Here is a 16,308-nt window from a genome sequence, read left to right on the forward strand (position 1 = left end):
AGGATGGAGGATGGAGGAAAGGACGAAGCAGAAAAAAAATCCCTTCCTCCCTTCCTCCTTCCTCCATTCTCCCCTACTCCGTTCTAAGTGATTTAACAGGATTCAACATCGCCGCGCGGATGCTTTGGTAGCCCACCGTCAGTACCGCGATGGCAATGGCGAGGACCGCCGCGATGGCGAAGTACGACCATGACATGGGAATGCGGTAAGGGAAATCCTGCAACCATAAATTGGCGCCGTAATAGGAAATCGGCAATGCGATGAGGATCGAGATGACAACGAGTTTGACAAAATCCATGGAAAGCAGCGCGGTAATGCTCGCTACCGAAGCTCCCAGCACTTTGCGGATTCCGATTTCCTTCACACGCGTCTCCGCATTGAATGTCGCCAAACCAAACAGCCCGATGCACGACACGAAGATCGACAGTACCGCCGCTAGCGTGATCATCTGCTTCCATTTCGCTTCCGATTCGTAGCGTTTCAGATTCGCCTCGTCTTCGAATTTGTATTCAAAAGGCTGGTTTTTAATATGATTTCTAAAAATCTTCTCGATGGCTTTGAGCGTCGCCGGAATGTCTTTACTATCCAGCTTTGCCAGAATGGAACCCACGCGGTATTTTGGGTCCTGCGTAAGTACCAATGGCTTGATAGTATCTTTCAAGGAAGCGTAGTGATAGTCGCGGATCACGCCGATGATCGTCATCTTCTTATTTTTCCATTCAAAATTCACCTCCTTGCCGATCGGATTTTTCAGGCCGGCTTCCTTCACAAATGCCTCGTTAACTACAATCGCGTCCTCGGGATCGGTGGAGAAGCTTTTGGAAAAATTGCGGCCTTTCAACACCGGGATCTGCAACGTGCTCAGGAACTCGTCGCTCACGCCAATGTAGCCGAAACCGATCTCATGTCCGTCGACTTTGGCGCCGGTACCATTGTAGTTTCCATTATACGCCGCTACCGACTTTACGCCGGCCGTATTTTTCAACTCATTCTGAACGACCTCCATCACCTCCTTGCCCGGCCCGCCGCGGCCCAGGCTGAAACTCATCAGGTTCTGGTCATTGTAACCCAGATTCTTATTAGTCAGATATTGGAATTGAGAATAAATCACAATGGTGCCGATTACAAGGCACACCGACAATGCGAACTGGAATATCACGAGGCCTTTGGTGAGGTAATTCTTCCGGGCGAGCCTGGTGCGGTTGTACAAAGTCTGCACCGGACTGAATCCCGAGAGTACGAGCGCCGGATACACGCCCGCAACGAGGCCTGTCATGAAAAACAATGCAATATAACCCGATACCAGCCCGGTATCGAGCAAATAGGAAAGGGCCAGTTGCTTATTAGCCAGCTCGTTGAAAACCGGCAATGCGATTTGCGTAAATGCAATAGCCAGGGCAAATGCAAGAAATGAAAGCAAAAACGATTCCCCCAGGAACTGGTAAATGAGCTGTTTCCGCAAGCCGCCTACCACTTTCCGTACGCCTATTTCCTTCGCGCGGTTTAGCGAGCGCGCTACCGTGAGGTTCACAAAATTGATGCAGGCGATGAGCAAAATAAAAATGGCGATACCCGACAGAATATAGGAATAGACTGGGCTGCTGGCGTGATCGAGGCCATTGTGCAGATCGCCGCTTTCGCTTTGCAAATGCATATCCAGAAAAGGCATCAGACCGAACGTCACCTGGCTACGGATATCTCTCCCATTGTTGGCTTCGGCGGTAATTTTACTTTTCGAAACCTGGTTCATTTTGTCCGCTACCGCATGGTAATTGGCCTTTTCATGCAGCAATACAAAAGTGTTCATATAAAAACCTATCCACTCGCTGTCCGTCCAGCCTTTGGCTTCCTGGTAGGCGAACGGCAGCACGGCATCGAACTGGATCGATGAGTTTTCCGGGCAGCGCTTCGCTACGCCCGACACGATAAACGGCTCGAATTCATCCCCGACTTTCAGTTGCATCGTCCGCCCTACCGCATTCTTCGTACCAAAATATTTTTCGGCCAAATCCTCACTCAATACGATGGAATGAATGTCCGACAGCACCGTTTTGGGATCACCCGAAAGCAGCGGCATAGAAAAAACCGAGAAAAACGGCGCGTCGGCGAACAGGATATCTTCTTTCAATACCTCATTCCCTTTTTTGATTACGAACGAATTGCTCTGCGCCCGGACCACCTCTTTAACCTCCGGAATATCCTGCTTGAAAGTCGGTCCGTGGATCGCATTGGTACTTCCAAAAGTGCGGGTTTCACGCTCGTCCTTACTGGTAACCATTATCCGGTATAGCTGGTCCTTGTTCGCATGGAAACGGTCGAAACTCACCTCATCCTTCGTGTACAGCACAATAAGCATGCAGCAGGTAAGCCCCAGCGACAGACCGGCAATATTGATAACCGAGAAAACCTTGTTCCTCGTAAGATTTCGGATGGCGATTTTGAAGTAATTCTTTAACATGGCTTTTGGGAATTAATGACGGCCGACCATTGACCGCCGACCGCCGATTTCGTTTTGGTTTTGTCAAGCATCGGCGGTCGGTGGTCGGCCGTCGGCGGTCAATTCTACTCTGATTTCAAAGATTTCACCGGGTTCATCAGCGCGGCCTTGATCGCCTGGAAGCTTACCGTAAATAGCGCGATGAGCAGCGCGGCCACACCGGCCACGGCGAAGTACCACCATTCCAGGTCGATCCGGAAGGCATATTTTTCCAGCCAGCCGTTCAGGAAATACCAGGCCACCGGGAATGCGATAACGGCAGCGATACCTACCAGTTTCAGGAAATCCGCTGATAGCATCCCCACCAGGTTGGAAACGCTGGCGCCGAGCACCTTGCGCACGCCGATTTCCTTCGTGCGCTGCTCCGCTGTAAATGCGGCCAGGCCGAACAGCCCCAGGCAGGAAATGAAAATCGCGAGAAAGGCAAAGTAATTCGAGAGCTTGCTTACGACCGTTTCGGCCTTGTAGAGATTACCAAATTCCTCGTCCGCAAAATGGTACTTGAATGGCACGCCGGAATTATACTGTTTAAAAATTTTCTCGATGCTTGCAATGCCCTGCTTCGTTCTCCCCGCCTCCACACGTATCAGGCCTGAGCCCCAGGCATCCTTTTTGGGTTGAAGATTGATAATCAAAGGTTCGATCGCCACGTGCAGCGAGCCGATGTGGAAGTCCTTCATCAGCCCGATGATCTTCCCTTTCTTACCCCACATGGTCAGTTCCTTACCCACCGGATCTTTATAACCGATTTTCTTCGCCGCCGCCTCATTCACCAGGTAATTGGAAGTATCCGTACCGAATGACGGGCTGAAATCGCGGCCGTCGAGCAGTTTGATGCCCATTGTTTTGACAAAATCAAAACCTGCGGGGTTTACATTGAAAAGCAACTGCTTGGTCGTATCCTTCCCGGGCCAGGAGACACCCATTGTGGAGCTACCGTAATCGAGCGGGCTCGCCTGCGAACGCGTCACCGATTTGATACCCGGCTCGGCTTCGAGCGCCTGCTTGAAGGACTCGAAGTTGGTACTCATGGTATTTTCAATGTCGGGAATGTAAAGCAAATTCTCCTGACTGAAACCGAGGTTCTTATGCTGGATAAAATCGATCTGCCGGTAAATGACGATCATCGAAAGGATCAGCAGGATCGACAGCCCGAACTGGAACACGACCAGCCCCTGCCGGAAGTAAGTCGCATTGGGCTTGAATTTCAACGCGCCTTTCAGAATTGTAACCGGATTGAGCGACGACATGAACAATGCCGGATAACTTCCCGCCACCAGGCCGGTGATCAATGTCAGTACGAGCAGCAGGATCAGGAATATCGGGTCGAAGAAATCGAGTGCAAGCTGTTTTTCCGTCAGCGAGTTGAATCCCGGCAACAATATGAGCACGATACCGATCGCAACCACTAGGGCAAGCACTGTAATGAGGATCGACTCGCCCATAAACTGCCCGATGAGGCTCGTTTTATATGCGCCAACCACCTTGCGGAGCCCCACCTCTTTCGCCCGTTTCACCGAGCGGGCAGTGGCGAGGTTCATGAAGTTAATGCAGGCGATGATCAGAATGAATACGGCTACGATCGTAAACATCCGCACATATTCGATGCGTCCGCCATTCTGCTTACCCGCTTCCCAGTTCGAGTACAGGTACGATTCGCCGTAGTTGATCAGGAAAAGATCGACGTTGCTGCCCTTGTTTTTGGTTTTGACGTAATCCTTGATTTTCGCATTCACTTTGTTGACGTCCGCATTCTTAGCGAGCAAGACCGCACAGCGCGGACCGTTATTGCCCCATTCTTTGGACCATTCGGCACCTTTCTGCCACCGATCGTAGCTCATCATGAAATCAAATTTCATGGAAGAATACCGCGAAATCTCGTCCAGAACGCCGGTTACCACCACGTCGTCCTTGTTATCGACGCGCATGGCTTTTCCGAGCGGGTCCTGGCCTTTGAAGTATTTGTCGGCGAGTTTTTGGGAAATCACAATGCCGTCGGGGCGTTTCAGCGCAGTTTTAGCATCGCCTTGTTTGAGTTTAAATGAAAACATCGTCAGGAAATCCCCTTGCACGTAGCGGCCTTTTTCGTTGTCGAACACATTCCCTGCCCGCAAAACCGGCTGCTGTTCCCAAAGCACCTGGCTGGCCTTTTCGATCTCCGGAATGTCCTTAACGATATTCTCCGCCAAAATCCCGGGCGTAGCAGCATAGGTATTGATCGCCCCGGAGTAATGCTGGTTTTCCATTACCGAGTAGAGCCGGGTATCGTTCTCATGGAACCGGTCCATTTTGATCTCGTCCTGCACCCAGAGCATAATTAGCAAGCTGCAAGCCATGCCCAGCGCCAATCCGAGGATATTAATCGAGCTGAACATCTTGTTTTTCAGCAAATTCCGCCACGCGATTTTCAGATAATTTCTAAGCATACCGTTAGTTCATTGGTGTTGGAATAAATACGATGTACAATGTGTTATTGGGTATATTTGATTGTCGATAACTGAGACACTATGGAACTGATCAGAAAAGTAATCGTCCCTACAACCGACTCATACGTGCTGACGCTGCCAAAAGAAATGGTAGGAAAGCAAATTGAGGTTACTGCTGCTGAAGTTGACTCTGCCGCTCCGATCGACATTGATACCAGAATGCAAAAAATCAACGATTCCCTATCCAACCTGAAAGTAGACCTTACTAACTGGAAATTTGATAGGAATGAAGCAAACAACTACGACTGACAGAATTGCTGTTGACACCAATATTCTCGTTTATCTCCATGAGGATATCCCATCGTTTAAGAGTGAGATTTCAAAAATGATTGTTCAAAATTTACCTGTTGTTTCGAGTCAGGTGATTTCAGAATATCTCAATGTGTTAAACCGGTTGCTTCGCGCGCCCAAACTACAACTGATCAATCATTGCCTGACAATTACCGAAGGTTGCATGGTGGTTGGAATGGACCACCAACTGATTCTCAAGGCGCGCGAACTTGTACTCAAATACGATTTTCAGGTTTTTGATAGCATTGTCGTCGCGTCGGCATTACAGGCCGGATGCAATGTGCTTTATTCAGAAGATTTCCAGCATTATATGGTCGTCGAAAATCAGCTGACTATCATCAATCCTTACCTCGAACTCCAATAACCTACTCCGATTTCAACGACTTCACCGGGTTCATCAGCGCGGCTTTTACACTTTGAAAACTTACGGTGAGCAATGCGATCACGATTGCGAGCAAACCGGCGGCGGCGAACATCCACCAGGCCAGGTCGACGTGGTAGGCGAAATCGCTTAGCCAGTGATTCATGCCAAACCAGGCGATCGGGCTGCCGATGAGAATGGCAACGATGATGAGTTTGATAAATTCTTTGGATAGTAATGCTACGATATTGCCCACACTCGCGCCCAGTACTTTCCGGACACCGATTTCCTTCGTGCGGCGCTCCGCGGTGAATGCCGACAAGCCGAACAAACCCAGGCAGCCGATCAGGATCGAAATGGTGGCGAAGGTGATAAATATCTCTCCTACCCGCTGCTCGCTGCGATAAACGTTGTCAAAATCCTGATCCATAAACCGGTAGTTGAACGGCTGGCCGGGCGCCATTTTCTTCCAAAGCGCCGCTACCTGCTCCACGGTACGCGGCGCATCGCCGCCTTTCATGCGGAACACCACCGAGCCGGAGCTTTTATAAAGGATCAGGCTCAATGCGCCGATGTTCTTCCTCAGCGATTCGAAATGGAAGTTTTTCACCACTCCGATGATGGTATAGTCGACCCGCTTGGTTAATGCGGCATCTTCATAACCGAATATCTTTTTACCGATCGGATCGGGGTAGCCCAGTACTTTTGCGGCCGCCTCATTGATCACAATGCCGGTAGAATCCGACGGGAACGATTCGTCGAATGCACGCCCGCTTGCCATTTGCAGCTGCATTGTTTTCGCAAAATCATAATCCACGGACCATTTCTGCATGTTTAGGCCTTTGTCCTGCTGCATTTGGCCCACCGGGAAAAAGGTATGGTCGGTCCGTGACGAAGGCGTGGGAAGGAAACTGGTTACCGTGGCACTTTCCACATTAGGCAGTTGCAAAACCTGTTCTTTGAATGCTTTTACCTGATTATCCAGCGCGTAGGCGTCGTTCACAATCAGCATCTGGTCTTTGTTGAAGCCGAGTTTCTTGGTTTGAATATAGTTGAGCTGGCGGTAGATAACGCCAGTACCAACGATCAGCATCACCGAAATTACGAATTGGAATACTACCAATGCATTCCGCAGGTATCCGCTCCCCCTGCCTTCCAGCTCGATGGTATTTTTAAGCACTTTCAATGGCTGGAATGCCGAAAGGAAGAATGCAGGATAGCTGCCCGCAAGCACGCCGACAATGCCGCCGGTAAGCAGCAACACCGACCAAAACCATGCATTCGCGATGGGAAACTGGATCTGCTTGCTCGCCAGGCTGTTGAATAGCGGCAATGCAATGTATGCGATCAGGATCGCTAGCGCAAGCGATAGGAAGCTGAGCATGATCGACTCTGTCAGGAACTGGCTCACCAATGATGACCGCTCGGAGCCCAAAGCTTTACGTACGCCCACTTCCTTCGCCCGGTTGGCCGAACGGGCCGTGGCGAGATTCATAAAGTTGACACAGGCGATAGCAAGCAAAAAGACCGCTACGACGCCGAAAATGTAAACGTATTGGATATTACCATTTGCATTAATCTCTGCCGTGCGGTCGGAATGCAAATGAATGTCCGCAAGCGGCATTAAGGTGTAAACCAGGTAATTCCCCGATTTCCGGACCTCTTCCAGCGTCGAGCCCAAAAAGCTCTGGATCCATTTGGAAGTATATTTTTGTAAAACAGTTTCAAAATGCTGCTCAAACTGCTTTGCATTAACGCCTTCCCGGAAAAGAATGTAGGTGTTGAAGTTATGGCTGCCCCACGCATTGCTCCTGCTTTCCTCGGTTGAACTCATGGAGAGCAGCATATTCACATCCCGCATGTGCGACTGCGCGGGGATGTCGCGCATAACGCCGGTAATCGTATACGCAGCGCTATTGTCCACCATCAGCGCCTTGCCCATCGGGTTTGTGTCGCCGAAGTACTTCCGGGCGTCCGTTTCCGAAATTACCACGGTTTGCGGGTTACGCAAAGCCGTGTTTGGATCACCTTGGAGCAGCGGTACAGAGAATACTTTGAAGAATGTGGAATCGGCGAAGAAAACGTGTTCCTCTTTTAAATTATCGGTCGCATCGGCGCGGCGAACCAGCTGGCTGCCGTTTTCGCGCATGCGCACTACCTGTTCGATCTGCGGATAATCTTTTTTCAATGTGAATGCCAAAGGGTCCGGCGCTACTGCCAGCGCCATGTCCGCACCGCCGAAACGGATATCTGCATTGATCCTAAAAATACGATCGGCATTGGCAAACGCACGGTCGTAACTGAGCTCGTCCACCACATAAAGCGTAATAAGCAGGCAACTTGCCAGCCCAAGGGACAAACCGAATATGTTCAGAAACGTGTAAAACTTGTGTTTACGCAGATTCCGCCAGGCAATTTTCAGGTAATTTTTCAGCATTAATTCGAGCGTTTACATCTCCATGCCGTTGCCCGGCAAGCCCATTTCGCTTTCAAATTTTTCAATAATTTTCAACCGTTCTTTCTCCGATTTATCCGCCGCATTCACGGTCTTTTCATAGATGTACTCGTCGCCATCTTTCGTGAACCGGTATTTGACAAACATTTCACCCGTTTCGGAGTTGTAGCGTACATGCTTGGTGAAGCCCTTCGGATCTTTGGAAACCGGCTCTTTGATAAACCCTTTGCCGGACGATACCATTTCCGCATTCATTTCATTAGAAGAAAATGCCATGGTTTCCGGTTCGTCTGCCGATGCGTCGTCGTCCGACCACTCACCAGCCGATGGCTCAGGTGCAACAGGCGGTACCGGTGATTTGGGTTTGAGTTTATGCTTGGGTTTAGGAGTAGCCACTGCAACAGACTCTTTACAAGGCGCTTTCGGCGCCGGTAATTCCAGATTCCCCTCGGCAATGGACGACAATACCTTGTCGCGCAGCGCCTCTCGGTCTTCCTGGCTCATACCTTCCACATCGAATGTCTTGTTAATATCGACGTCTTTGCCGTCGAGCGTGCCGGATACTTTAATAGACAGCTTTTTGCCGTCGTCGTCGATACTTCTGCTCAGGTAAGCCCTTTTCTGGGCAATGGCCAGCGTACTCACGCCGGCCAACAGGATGGTTAGGATTTTCTTCATGGTTAGATTTGGCATATTGTTCAAACTAGCTTTGGCACTTGTCACCCGGTTGGCGGCGCGCCCTGCTGGCGGCGCCTGGCCAAGGTCCCCACATTGCGTTTCAGGGAGCTCCTGCCCCCGTATCAAGGTTCCTGCTAAAAGCCGCGCTAGTCGTCAATAGCCGGAGGATTTCTAAACATGTATTTTTTCAGTCACGATCTTGCCGTCGAACAGGTTCACTACACGGTGAGCGAAACCGGCATCGTAGGGCGAGTGCGTTACCATCAGGATCGTCGTTCCGGCGCTGTTCAATTGGCTCAGCAGGTTCATTACCTCTTCCCCGTTTTTAGAATCGAGGTTACCTGTCGGCTCATCGGCCAGGATCGTCTTCGGAGTGGCTACTACGGCTCGGGCGATGGCGGTACGTTGCTGCTGACCACCCGATAGCTGCTGCGGGAAGTGGTTCCGGCGGTGCATCATATTCATGCGGGTCAAAGCTGCTTCCACTTTTTCCTTGCGCTCTGCCGGCGGGGTTTTGAGGTACAGCAATGGCAGCTCCACGTTTTCATATACCGTCAGCTCGTCGATCAGGTTAAAACTCTGGAATACGAAACCGATGTTACCCTTGCGGATCTGCGCGCGCTGGCGTTCCGACATTTTGGCCACTTCCGTGCCGTAAAATTCGTAGGAACCTTCGCTGGGATTGTCGAGCAACCCGAGGATGTTCAGCAACGTCGATTTCCCGCAACCGGAAGGTCCCATGATGGCTACAAACTCGCCATCTTTAATCTCCATGTCGATGCCGTTGAGGGCAGTTGTTTCCACCTCTTCGGTAGAAAACACCTTGTGCATGTTGTTAATCTTGATCATTTTGTTCTAGGTGTTGGAGGAAAGGGAGGAAGGAGGAAGGGGAAAATGGTTATTATTGCCCTTATCTTTCATCAATCCTGCTAGTTATGTCAAAAGTTGAAAAATTCGAAGATTTAAAGGTTTGGCAGGATGGAATTGATCTATCCATCCATGTTTATCAATCGCTCGGTACCTGTCGCGATTTTAGCCTTAAAGACCAGATGTGCCGGGCCGCGGTATCGGTTCCGTCTAACATTGCTGAGGGTTTCGAGCGCCATTCTAACAAAGAGTTTATACGTTTCTTAAGAATTGCAAAAGGGTCGTCCGGTGAACTGAGAACTCAAATTTACATCGCCAAGGGAACCGGCCTGATCACTGAGGAAAAAGGAACAGAACTCATCAATAAAAGCCGCCATCTATCTGCAATGATTCAAAACCTGATCAAGACAAGAGAAACAAACTTCTAAGCTCAACTACAACTCACCGTTCCTCCCCTTCCTCCTTCCTCCATCCTCCCATTCCTCCCTTCCTCCCTTCCTCCCTCTACTAAAATTCCAGTACTTCATTATCCCCAAAGTTCTCATAAGAGCTGGTGATGACTTTTTCACCTGGCTCCAAACCTTCGAGGACTTCGAAGTATTCAGGGTTTTTGCGGCCTAATGTGATCTTACGTTTCGCGGCACGTTTGCCTCCGTCGCCTACCACATACACCCAGTTTCCGCCTGTTTCGGAGAAGAAACCGCCCACCGGCAGCAATGTAGCCTGCGAAGGCTGGCCGAGTTGCAGACGGATCGGAGCCGACTGGCCTCTTTTCACCAGTTCCGGTGCGCCATTGTCGAACTTCATATCCACTTCGAAACGGCCGCTCAAAATCTCCGGATATATCTTGATGATCTTCAAGCCGTAATCTTTTCCGTTGAATTCCATCGAGCCGCTCAGCCCGACGAAAATCCGCGACAGATAGTGCTCATCTACGCTGACACGCATTTTAAAACCATTCAAATCGTCGATCTGACCAATGTTTTGTCCCTGGCTGATATTCGAACCGACTTCGATATTCATGGAAGACAACAGACCCGATACCGGCGCTTTCACCACGAGGTTATCCAATGTCTGGCGCCACAGGCTCACGTTTTTCTGCGTGCTTGCCAATGTTCCTTCCAGTTGGTTAATCTGCATTTTAGCGTTTTCTTCCTGGTATTTCTGCGATTCGATTTCGATTTCGCGCTGTCTGACCAGCTTTTCGTAATCACGTTTTGTTTTCAGGTAATCGGCCTCGGGAATGACTTTGTCTTTATACAATTTCACATTACGATCGTGTGCATCTTTCGCCTGATCAAGCTGGAAATCGAGGTCGCTTAATGTCTTTTGGAGTGTAAATCGCGCTACTTTCAGGTTTTGACGCGTATTTTGAAGGTCGTTTACCAATCGGCTGGCCTCTGTTTCCGATTGGAGGAAGCTCAGTTTCAGGTTCTGGTTTTCGAGGCGAAGCAGTACGTCGCCCTGTTTCACCATATTACCGCCTTCGATCAGTTTCTCTGTCACATATCCACCTACGATCGCATCGAGCTGGATGGTTTTAAGGGGTTGAACTACCCCGGTTACGACGATAAATTCGTCGAATTTGCCTTTTTGGACAGTTGATATCGTCAGTTTGTCCTGCTCTACGTTCAGTTTGCTTCTTTTATCGGCAAAAAAGAACTGGTATATCAGGAAAGCCGCCAGCAAAACGCTACCGCCAATGATGCTGATGCGTTTGGTATTCCAGAATTTCTTCGGTTTGACTCGGTCCATTGTTGATCCTCCGGAAAATCCGTTGCTGGTGCTTGTCGAGTTAGGTGTCTTAACTTCCATTATATGCTAGTGATTGAGTTCGCCTTTGTATTTGGCTTTACTAATCCAATCACTATGCCAAAGAAGGCAACGCTATCTAATCATTTGAAAATCAATACCATTCAAATTAAGAAGACCACTAATATTGTTCGTTATCGGACAAATTTGTTCGGGCGCGGACAAGGCTTTCAAGCCGCCTTTTTAAGGTAAAATAGTGACATTTTAGCTTGTTATAAAATAATATTTCAAATTGCGTCCTTATCTTGACAAACAATTGCGTTAAGTCCCTATCCGGCAGTGTCAACCCGCCTGCGCACCACAAGAAATAACAGCCATGCTACTATCAGAAGCCAAAGTCCTGATTATCGACGACGATGTTGACGTGCTTAGTGCCGCCAAACTTTTACTGAAACGACACGCCAAAGCAGTCGACATTGAAAAGAATCCCCAAAAACTGCCATTCCTCGTTACCAACGGCGATTATAACCTGATCCTGCTCGACATGAACTTCACCCGCGACGTAAACAGCGGGCGCGAAGGATTTCACTGGCTGGACCGTATCCTGGATATCAATCCGGCCGCGAAAGTGATCATGATCACGGCTTACGGTGATATAGAAATGGCCATCCGGGCGATCAAAGCCGGTGCCATCGATTTTGTGCTAAAACCCTGGGAAAACGACAAGCTGCTGGCGACGATCAGCACAGCGCTCGAAGGCGGGAAGGATAAAGTGCTGCCCGTGGCCGAGGAAAAATCCAAAGACGACGGTAAGAAGAACAATAAGGCCGTAGGCGATACCATCGTGGCCACCAGTGAGAGTATGCGGCAGGTACTGGTTACCGCCGAGCGCGTAGCCGCAACCGATGCAAATGTGATCATCCTGGGCGAGAACGGTACCGGTAAAACGCAGCTCGCGAAGCACGTTCACCAGCATTCCAAACGTTCCGACAAACCATTCGTAGCCGTAGACCTCGGTGCGATCAGCGAGACGCTCTTCGAAAGCGAGCTGTTCGGGCATGTGAAAGGGGCATTTACGGATGCGAAAGAAGACCGCGCAGGCCGTTTTGAAGAAGCCAAAGGCGGTACCATTTTCCTCGACGAGATCGGTAACCTCACATTGCCCCTGCAAGCCAAGCTGCTCACCGTCATTCAAGAACGCAAAGTAACGCGCGTGGGCTCCAACAAGCCCATTGCGCTCGACGTCCGCCTGATCTGCGCAACGAATATGAATATCGAAAAGATGGTGACCGACAAGACATTCCGCCAGGATTTGCTCTACCGGATCAATACCATCGAGCTCGAATTGCCGCCCCTGCGCGACAGGCCCGAGGATATCAGCGCATTGGCCGAATATTACCTCAAACAATACGCCAAAAAGTATAACCGTCCCGTTAACGATATCAGTAATGCATTGGTCAAGAAAATGCAGCAGTACAACTGGCCCGGGAACATCCGCGAACTGCAACACGCCGTAGAGCGTGCGGTGATCCTTTCGCAGGAAAAAACCTTGCAACCTGATGATCTTTTCCTCAAAAGTTCGGCCGGGCAGCCTGCTACCGCCACCGGCTTCGACCTTGAAGACATGGAAAAAACGATGATCATCAAAGCATTGAAACGCTTCAACGGAAACATCACCGATGCGGCCCGTGAGCTGGGACTCAGCCGCGCAGCATTGTACCGCAGGATGGAAAAATACGGTCTGTAAGCGTTAAAAGACGGCACGGAAGTACGAACTTGGCATGTTTTTTGGGTTAATTAATTCAAAAGCTCAACAACTTTGTACTTCCGATGACCAAATCACTTCCCATATTCATCCTCGTTTTTTTCTCCCATTTCCTAGTTGCTCAAACCGGCGGTATCCAACCCGTTCCGCTGAAAAACGTTAAAACTACCCAGGGTTTCTGGCACGATCGCGTCGAGCTGGCGCGGGCGGTGACGGTGCCTCATGCATTGCACCAATGCGAGGAATCGGGCCGGTTCGATAATTTCGCGGTAGCCGGCGGGTTGAAAAAGGGGACGTTCAATGGGGCCCGTTTCAATGATTCCGATGTCTTCAAAGTCGTGGAAGGCGCTTCTTATGTACTTCAAAATCAATACGATCCCAAACTCGACCATTACCTCGACTCGCTGATCACCTTATTCGCCGCCGCGCAGGAACCCGATGGCTATCTGTACACGATCCGCACCATCAACAAGGACACCACCGGCTCCTACGACTGGATCGCCGGGCCTTATCGCTATTCATTCGAGAATGGAAGTCATGAGTTATATAATGTCGGCCATTTGTACGAGGCCGCTGTTGCGCATTATGAAGCGACGGGCAAAAAGACTTTACTGAATGTGGCCATCAAGAATGCCGACCATCTGGTCAAAACCATTGGCCCCAAACCCGGACAAATGGTGGTGGTACCGGGGCACGAGGAAACCGAGCTCGCATTGATCCGCCTCTACCGCGTGACGGGCAAAAAGGAATACCTCGATCTTTCCAAATTCTTTATCGATATGCGTGGCCGCTCCGACAAGCGCACGCTCTTCCTCGACGAGCACAAGCTCGGTCCCTCCTATTTCCAGGACCAGGTGCCCTTTGTGCGCCAGCGCGAGGCGGTCGGGCACGCGGTGCGGGCGCAATACCTGTACACGGGCGTAGCCGACCTGCTCACACTCCGCCCGGACCCGAAGGACCAAGCCGCCGTAAATGCGATTTGGGATGACGCTACCTATCAAAAACAATACGTAACCGGCGGAATGGGCGCCCGTGAGGACGGCGAAGCTTTCGACAAGCCCTATATTTTGCCCAACGACAATGCCTATGCCGAAACCTGCGCCGCCATCGCGAATATGTTTTGGAACCACAAAATGTACCTGCTCACCGGCGAGGCCAAGTACATGGATGTGTTCGAGCGCGTGCTGTACAATGGTTTTCTGGGCGGCATGGGTGTTAAAGGCAACACATTTTTTTACGTAAATCCGATGGCATCGGACGGTAAAAACGATTTCAACAAAGGTTCCGGCGCGGTTCGGCACGAGTGGTTCGGTACGGCGTGCTGCCCGACGAACGTTTCACGATTCCTGCCTTCCATGCCCGCATATATGTACGCTACGCAGGGAAATGCATTGGTGATCAACCTTTTTGGCGATACGAAAGCGAATATCACGCTTCCCAACACACCGGTGCAGGTTACGCAGCAGACGCAATATCCCTGGCAGGGCAACATCCGCATTCAGGTCGATCCTGAAAAAAGCGGCGTATTCCCGTTGCATATCCGCATTCCCGGCTGGGCAAATGGACAGGCCATTCCCGGCGATTTGTACAGCTATGAAGACAAGCTCGCCAAACCCATCGACCTGACCATCAATGGTAAAAAATCAGAAGCGACCATAGAAAACGGCTATCTGAAACTCAACCGCACCTGGAAAAAAGGCGATGTGATCGAACTCGTGCTGGATATGCCGGTGCGGCGCGTCATTGCCAATGACAAACTGAAAGGCAACCAGGGAAAAGTCGCGATTGAGCGCGGGCCGGTACTTTACTGTGCCGAAGGGCACGACAACGGCGGCAAAGCGCTCGCGATCAAAATGTCCGGAACCCAGGAATTCGCTCCCACTTACCAGAAGGAAATGCTGGGTGGCATTAATGTGCTTAAATCCAAAGAGCAGAACATTACATTGATCCCCTACTACGCCTGGGCCAACCGCGGCGCGAATGAGATGACGATTTGGTTTGGCAAGGAGTGATGTTTGAAGTTTGACCGCCGACCACTGACCGCCGACTGCCGATCGCGAACTGGGGACGATGGAGAATGCTGATAACATGTGATCGGCGGTCGGTGGTCGGCCGTCGGCGGTCAACCATCACTTCCTCTCCAAATTCTTCTGAAACGTCTCCACATCCTTCAACTCCCCGTCCATGATCAGGTTGATATCGCTGTTATTCAGCACCTCGTTTTCGGATTTGATTTTACTTTTGAAATAGAATGTAAATGGCAATTCTTTGCCTTTTGTGAGCATTTGAGCGCCCGCCTTAATTACTTTCCCCAAACTCACTTCCAGCGGGATTTCATAAACGTCCTTGCTTTTCGATTTCACTTTGGTAATACCCTTCACAGCCCCTTCCGCGAAGCGTTTTTGTTTACCCAAATCCATCACATATCTCGGGTCCTGGAATTCCAGTGAAAAAGGATTTAGATTGGTTACCTCAATTTTCACCACAATGTCGGATTCCTTTAAACCCAGCTTTTTGAAATCATAACCCGCCATTTTAACCATCGGCAGCCGGTAAAGCGGCAGGCGCTTGTCCATGTCCAGTACGAGGGAGTCTTTTCCCAGAAACGATTTTTCAAAATGAAGGATCGTTTTGAAATGGTAATCGGCACTGTCCTCGCCTTTGCCCGCCTCCTCGTCACCTTCCACGCGCAGGTTGCGGATCTTTATTTTAGCAGGCAACGTCAGTAGCGAACTGTCCGCTGCATTTACTTCAAGCGGCTTGCGGTAATGATCCTCGACGATCGTTTTACCATTCATTTTCACCACATAATCGATGTTTTTCAAATGCATCCCCACCGGCAGCGGGTTATACACGAGCGTTTTAAGCTCCATTTTAATGGTGCTATCCGTAACGTCGCTGATGCGGGCAATGCTCATCTCCACGTGCGGTTTCAGGCCGGTGACCGCGTCGGGTTTGCTCTTTTTGAAAAAGTACCACACCGCAATAGCGACGCCGACGAGCAGCAGCATAATGATGATCAGTTTAAATGGCTTCCTTTTCTTCATGGTGTCGGTTGGTTGATGTACCTCTGTTTCAAAAAGCGTTCCCATCACTTTTGTGCCCGCGCCACACGTATATGTGTAGGAATGTCTTCAAAGCACATTCAAAGTTTTC

General features: G+C 50.1%; 12 protein-coding genes. 5 read left to right on the plus strand and 7 right to left on the minus strand.

Features of this window, described 5'->3' with window-relative positions:
• Positions 1–73 precede the first annotated feature (73 nt).
• A complete protein-coding gene (locus BLQ88_RS14830) occupies positions 74–2,458 on the minus strand; it encodes an ABC transporter permease (protein WP_090151289.1) in 2,385 nt (794 codons plus the stop codon).
• Positions 2,459–2,562: 104 nt separating this feature from the next.
• Positions 2,563–4,923, minus strand: coding sequence for an ABC transporter permease (locus BLQ88_RS14835; protein WP_090151292.1), 2,361 nt, complete (start codon positions 4,921–4,923; stop codon positions 2,563–2,565).
• Positions 4,924–5,004: 81 nt separating this feature from the next.
• Between BLQ88_RS14835 and BLQ88_RS14840 the strand changes: the two genes are divergently transcribed.
• Both BLQ88_RS14840 and BLQ88_RS14845 read left to right on the plus strand, forming a co-directional pair.
• Positions 5,005–5,232, plus strand: a complete 228-nt coding sequence (locus BLQ88_RS14840; protein ID WP_090151295.1) for a hypothetical protein — start codon at positions 5,005–5,007, stop codon at positions 5,230–5,232.
• On the plus strand, positions 5,210–5,638 hold the full coding sequence (locus tag BLQ88_RS14845) for a PIN domain-containing protein (RefSeq protein WP_090151297.1): 429 nt from the start codon (positions 5,210–5,212) through the stop codon (positions 5,636–5,638). The genes BLQ88_RS14840 and BLQ88_RS14845 overlap by 23 nt, the downstream gene beginning before the upstream one ends.
• Position 5,639: 1 nt before the next feature.
• Here the strand turns inward: BLQ88_RS14845 and BLQ88_RS14850 are convergent, their stop codons facing one another.
• The 3 genes from BLQ88_RS14850 to BLQ88_RS14860 all read right to left on the minus strand — a co-directional run bounded on the left by BLQ88_RS14850 (position 5,640) and on the right by BLQ88_RS14860 (position 9,617).
• A complete protein-coding gene (locus BLQ88_RS14850; protein WP_090151300.1) occupies positions 5,640–8,072 on the minus strand; it encodes an ABC transporter permease in 2,433 nt (810 codons plus the stop codon).
• Between the two features lie 12 nt (positions 8,073–8,084).
• A complete protein-coding gene (locus BLQ88_RS14855) occupies positions 8,085–8,768 on the minus strand; it encodes a hypothetical protein (protein WP_090151303.1) in 684 nt (227 codons plus the stop codon).
• A 171-nt stretch (positions 8,769–8,939) separates the two neighbouring features.
• Complete coding sequence (locus tag BLQ88_RS14860; protein ID WP_090151306.1) at positions 8,940–9,617, minus strand: ABC transporter ATP-binding protein; 678 nt, start codon at positions 9,615–9,617, stop codon at positions 8,940–8,942.
• Positions 9,618–9,703: 86 nt separating this feature from the next.
• Between BLQ88_RS14860 and BLQ88_RS14865 the strand changes: the two genes are divergently transcribed.
• Entirely contained in the window at positions 9,704–10,063 is a 360-nt protein-coding gene (locus BLQ88_RS14865) for a four helix bundle protein (RefSeq protein WP_090151309.1), read from the plus strand.
• A 79-nt stretch (positions 10,064–10,142) separates the two neighbouring features.
• On the opposite strand, the gene BLQ88_RS14870 is transcribed toward BLQ88_RS14865, so the two are convergent.
• The gene (locus BLQ88_RS14870; protein WP_090151312.1) at positions 10,143–11,390 is read right to left on the minus strand and encodes an efflux RND transporter periplasmic adaptor subunit; all 1,248 of its coding nucleotides are present in this window, start codon (positions 11,388–11,390) and stop codon (positions 10,143–10,145) included.
• A gap of 373 nt (positions 11,391–11,763) precedes the next feature.
• On the opposite strand from BLQ88_RS14870, the gene BLQ88_RS14880 reads away from it, so the two are divergent.
• Both BLQ88_RS14880 and BLQ88_RS14885 read left to right on the plus strand, forming a co-directional pair.
• Positions 11,764–13,134 (plus strand): sigma-54-dependent transcriptional regulator, encoded by a 1,371-nt coding sequence (locus tag BLQ88_RS14880; RefSeq protein WP_090151318.1) that lies wholly within the window; start codon positions 11,764–11,766, stop codon positions 13,132–13,134.
• A gap of 83 nt (positions 13,135–13,217) precedes the next feature.
• Positions 13,218–15,164 (plus strand): glycoside hydrolase family 127 protein, encoded by a 1,947-nt coding sequence (locus BLQ88_RS14885; protein ID WP_090151321.1) that lies wholly within the window; start codon positions 13,218–13,220, stop codon positions 15,162–15,164.
• Positions 15,165–15,281: 117 nt separating this feature from the next.
• Here the strand turns inward: BLQ88_RS14885 and BLQ88_RS14890 are convergent, their stop codons facing one another.
• The gene (locus tag BLQ88_RS14890; protein WP_090151590.1) at positions 15,282–16,199 is read right to left on the minus strand and encodes an LEA type 2 family protein; all 918 of its coding nucleotides are present in this window, start codon (positions 16,197–16,199) and stop codon (positions 15,282–15,284) included.
• Positions 16,200–16,308 lie beyond the last annotated feature (109 nt).

The sequence above is a fragment of the Dyadobacter soli genome (genome assembly GCF_900101885.1).
Taxonomy (GTDB): Bacteria; Bacteroidota; Bacteroidia; order Cytophagales; family Spirosomataceae; genus Dyadobacter; species Dyadobacter soli.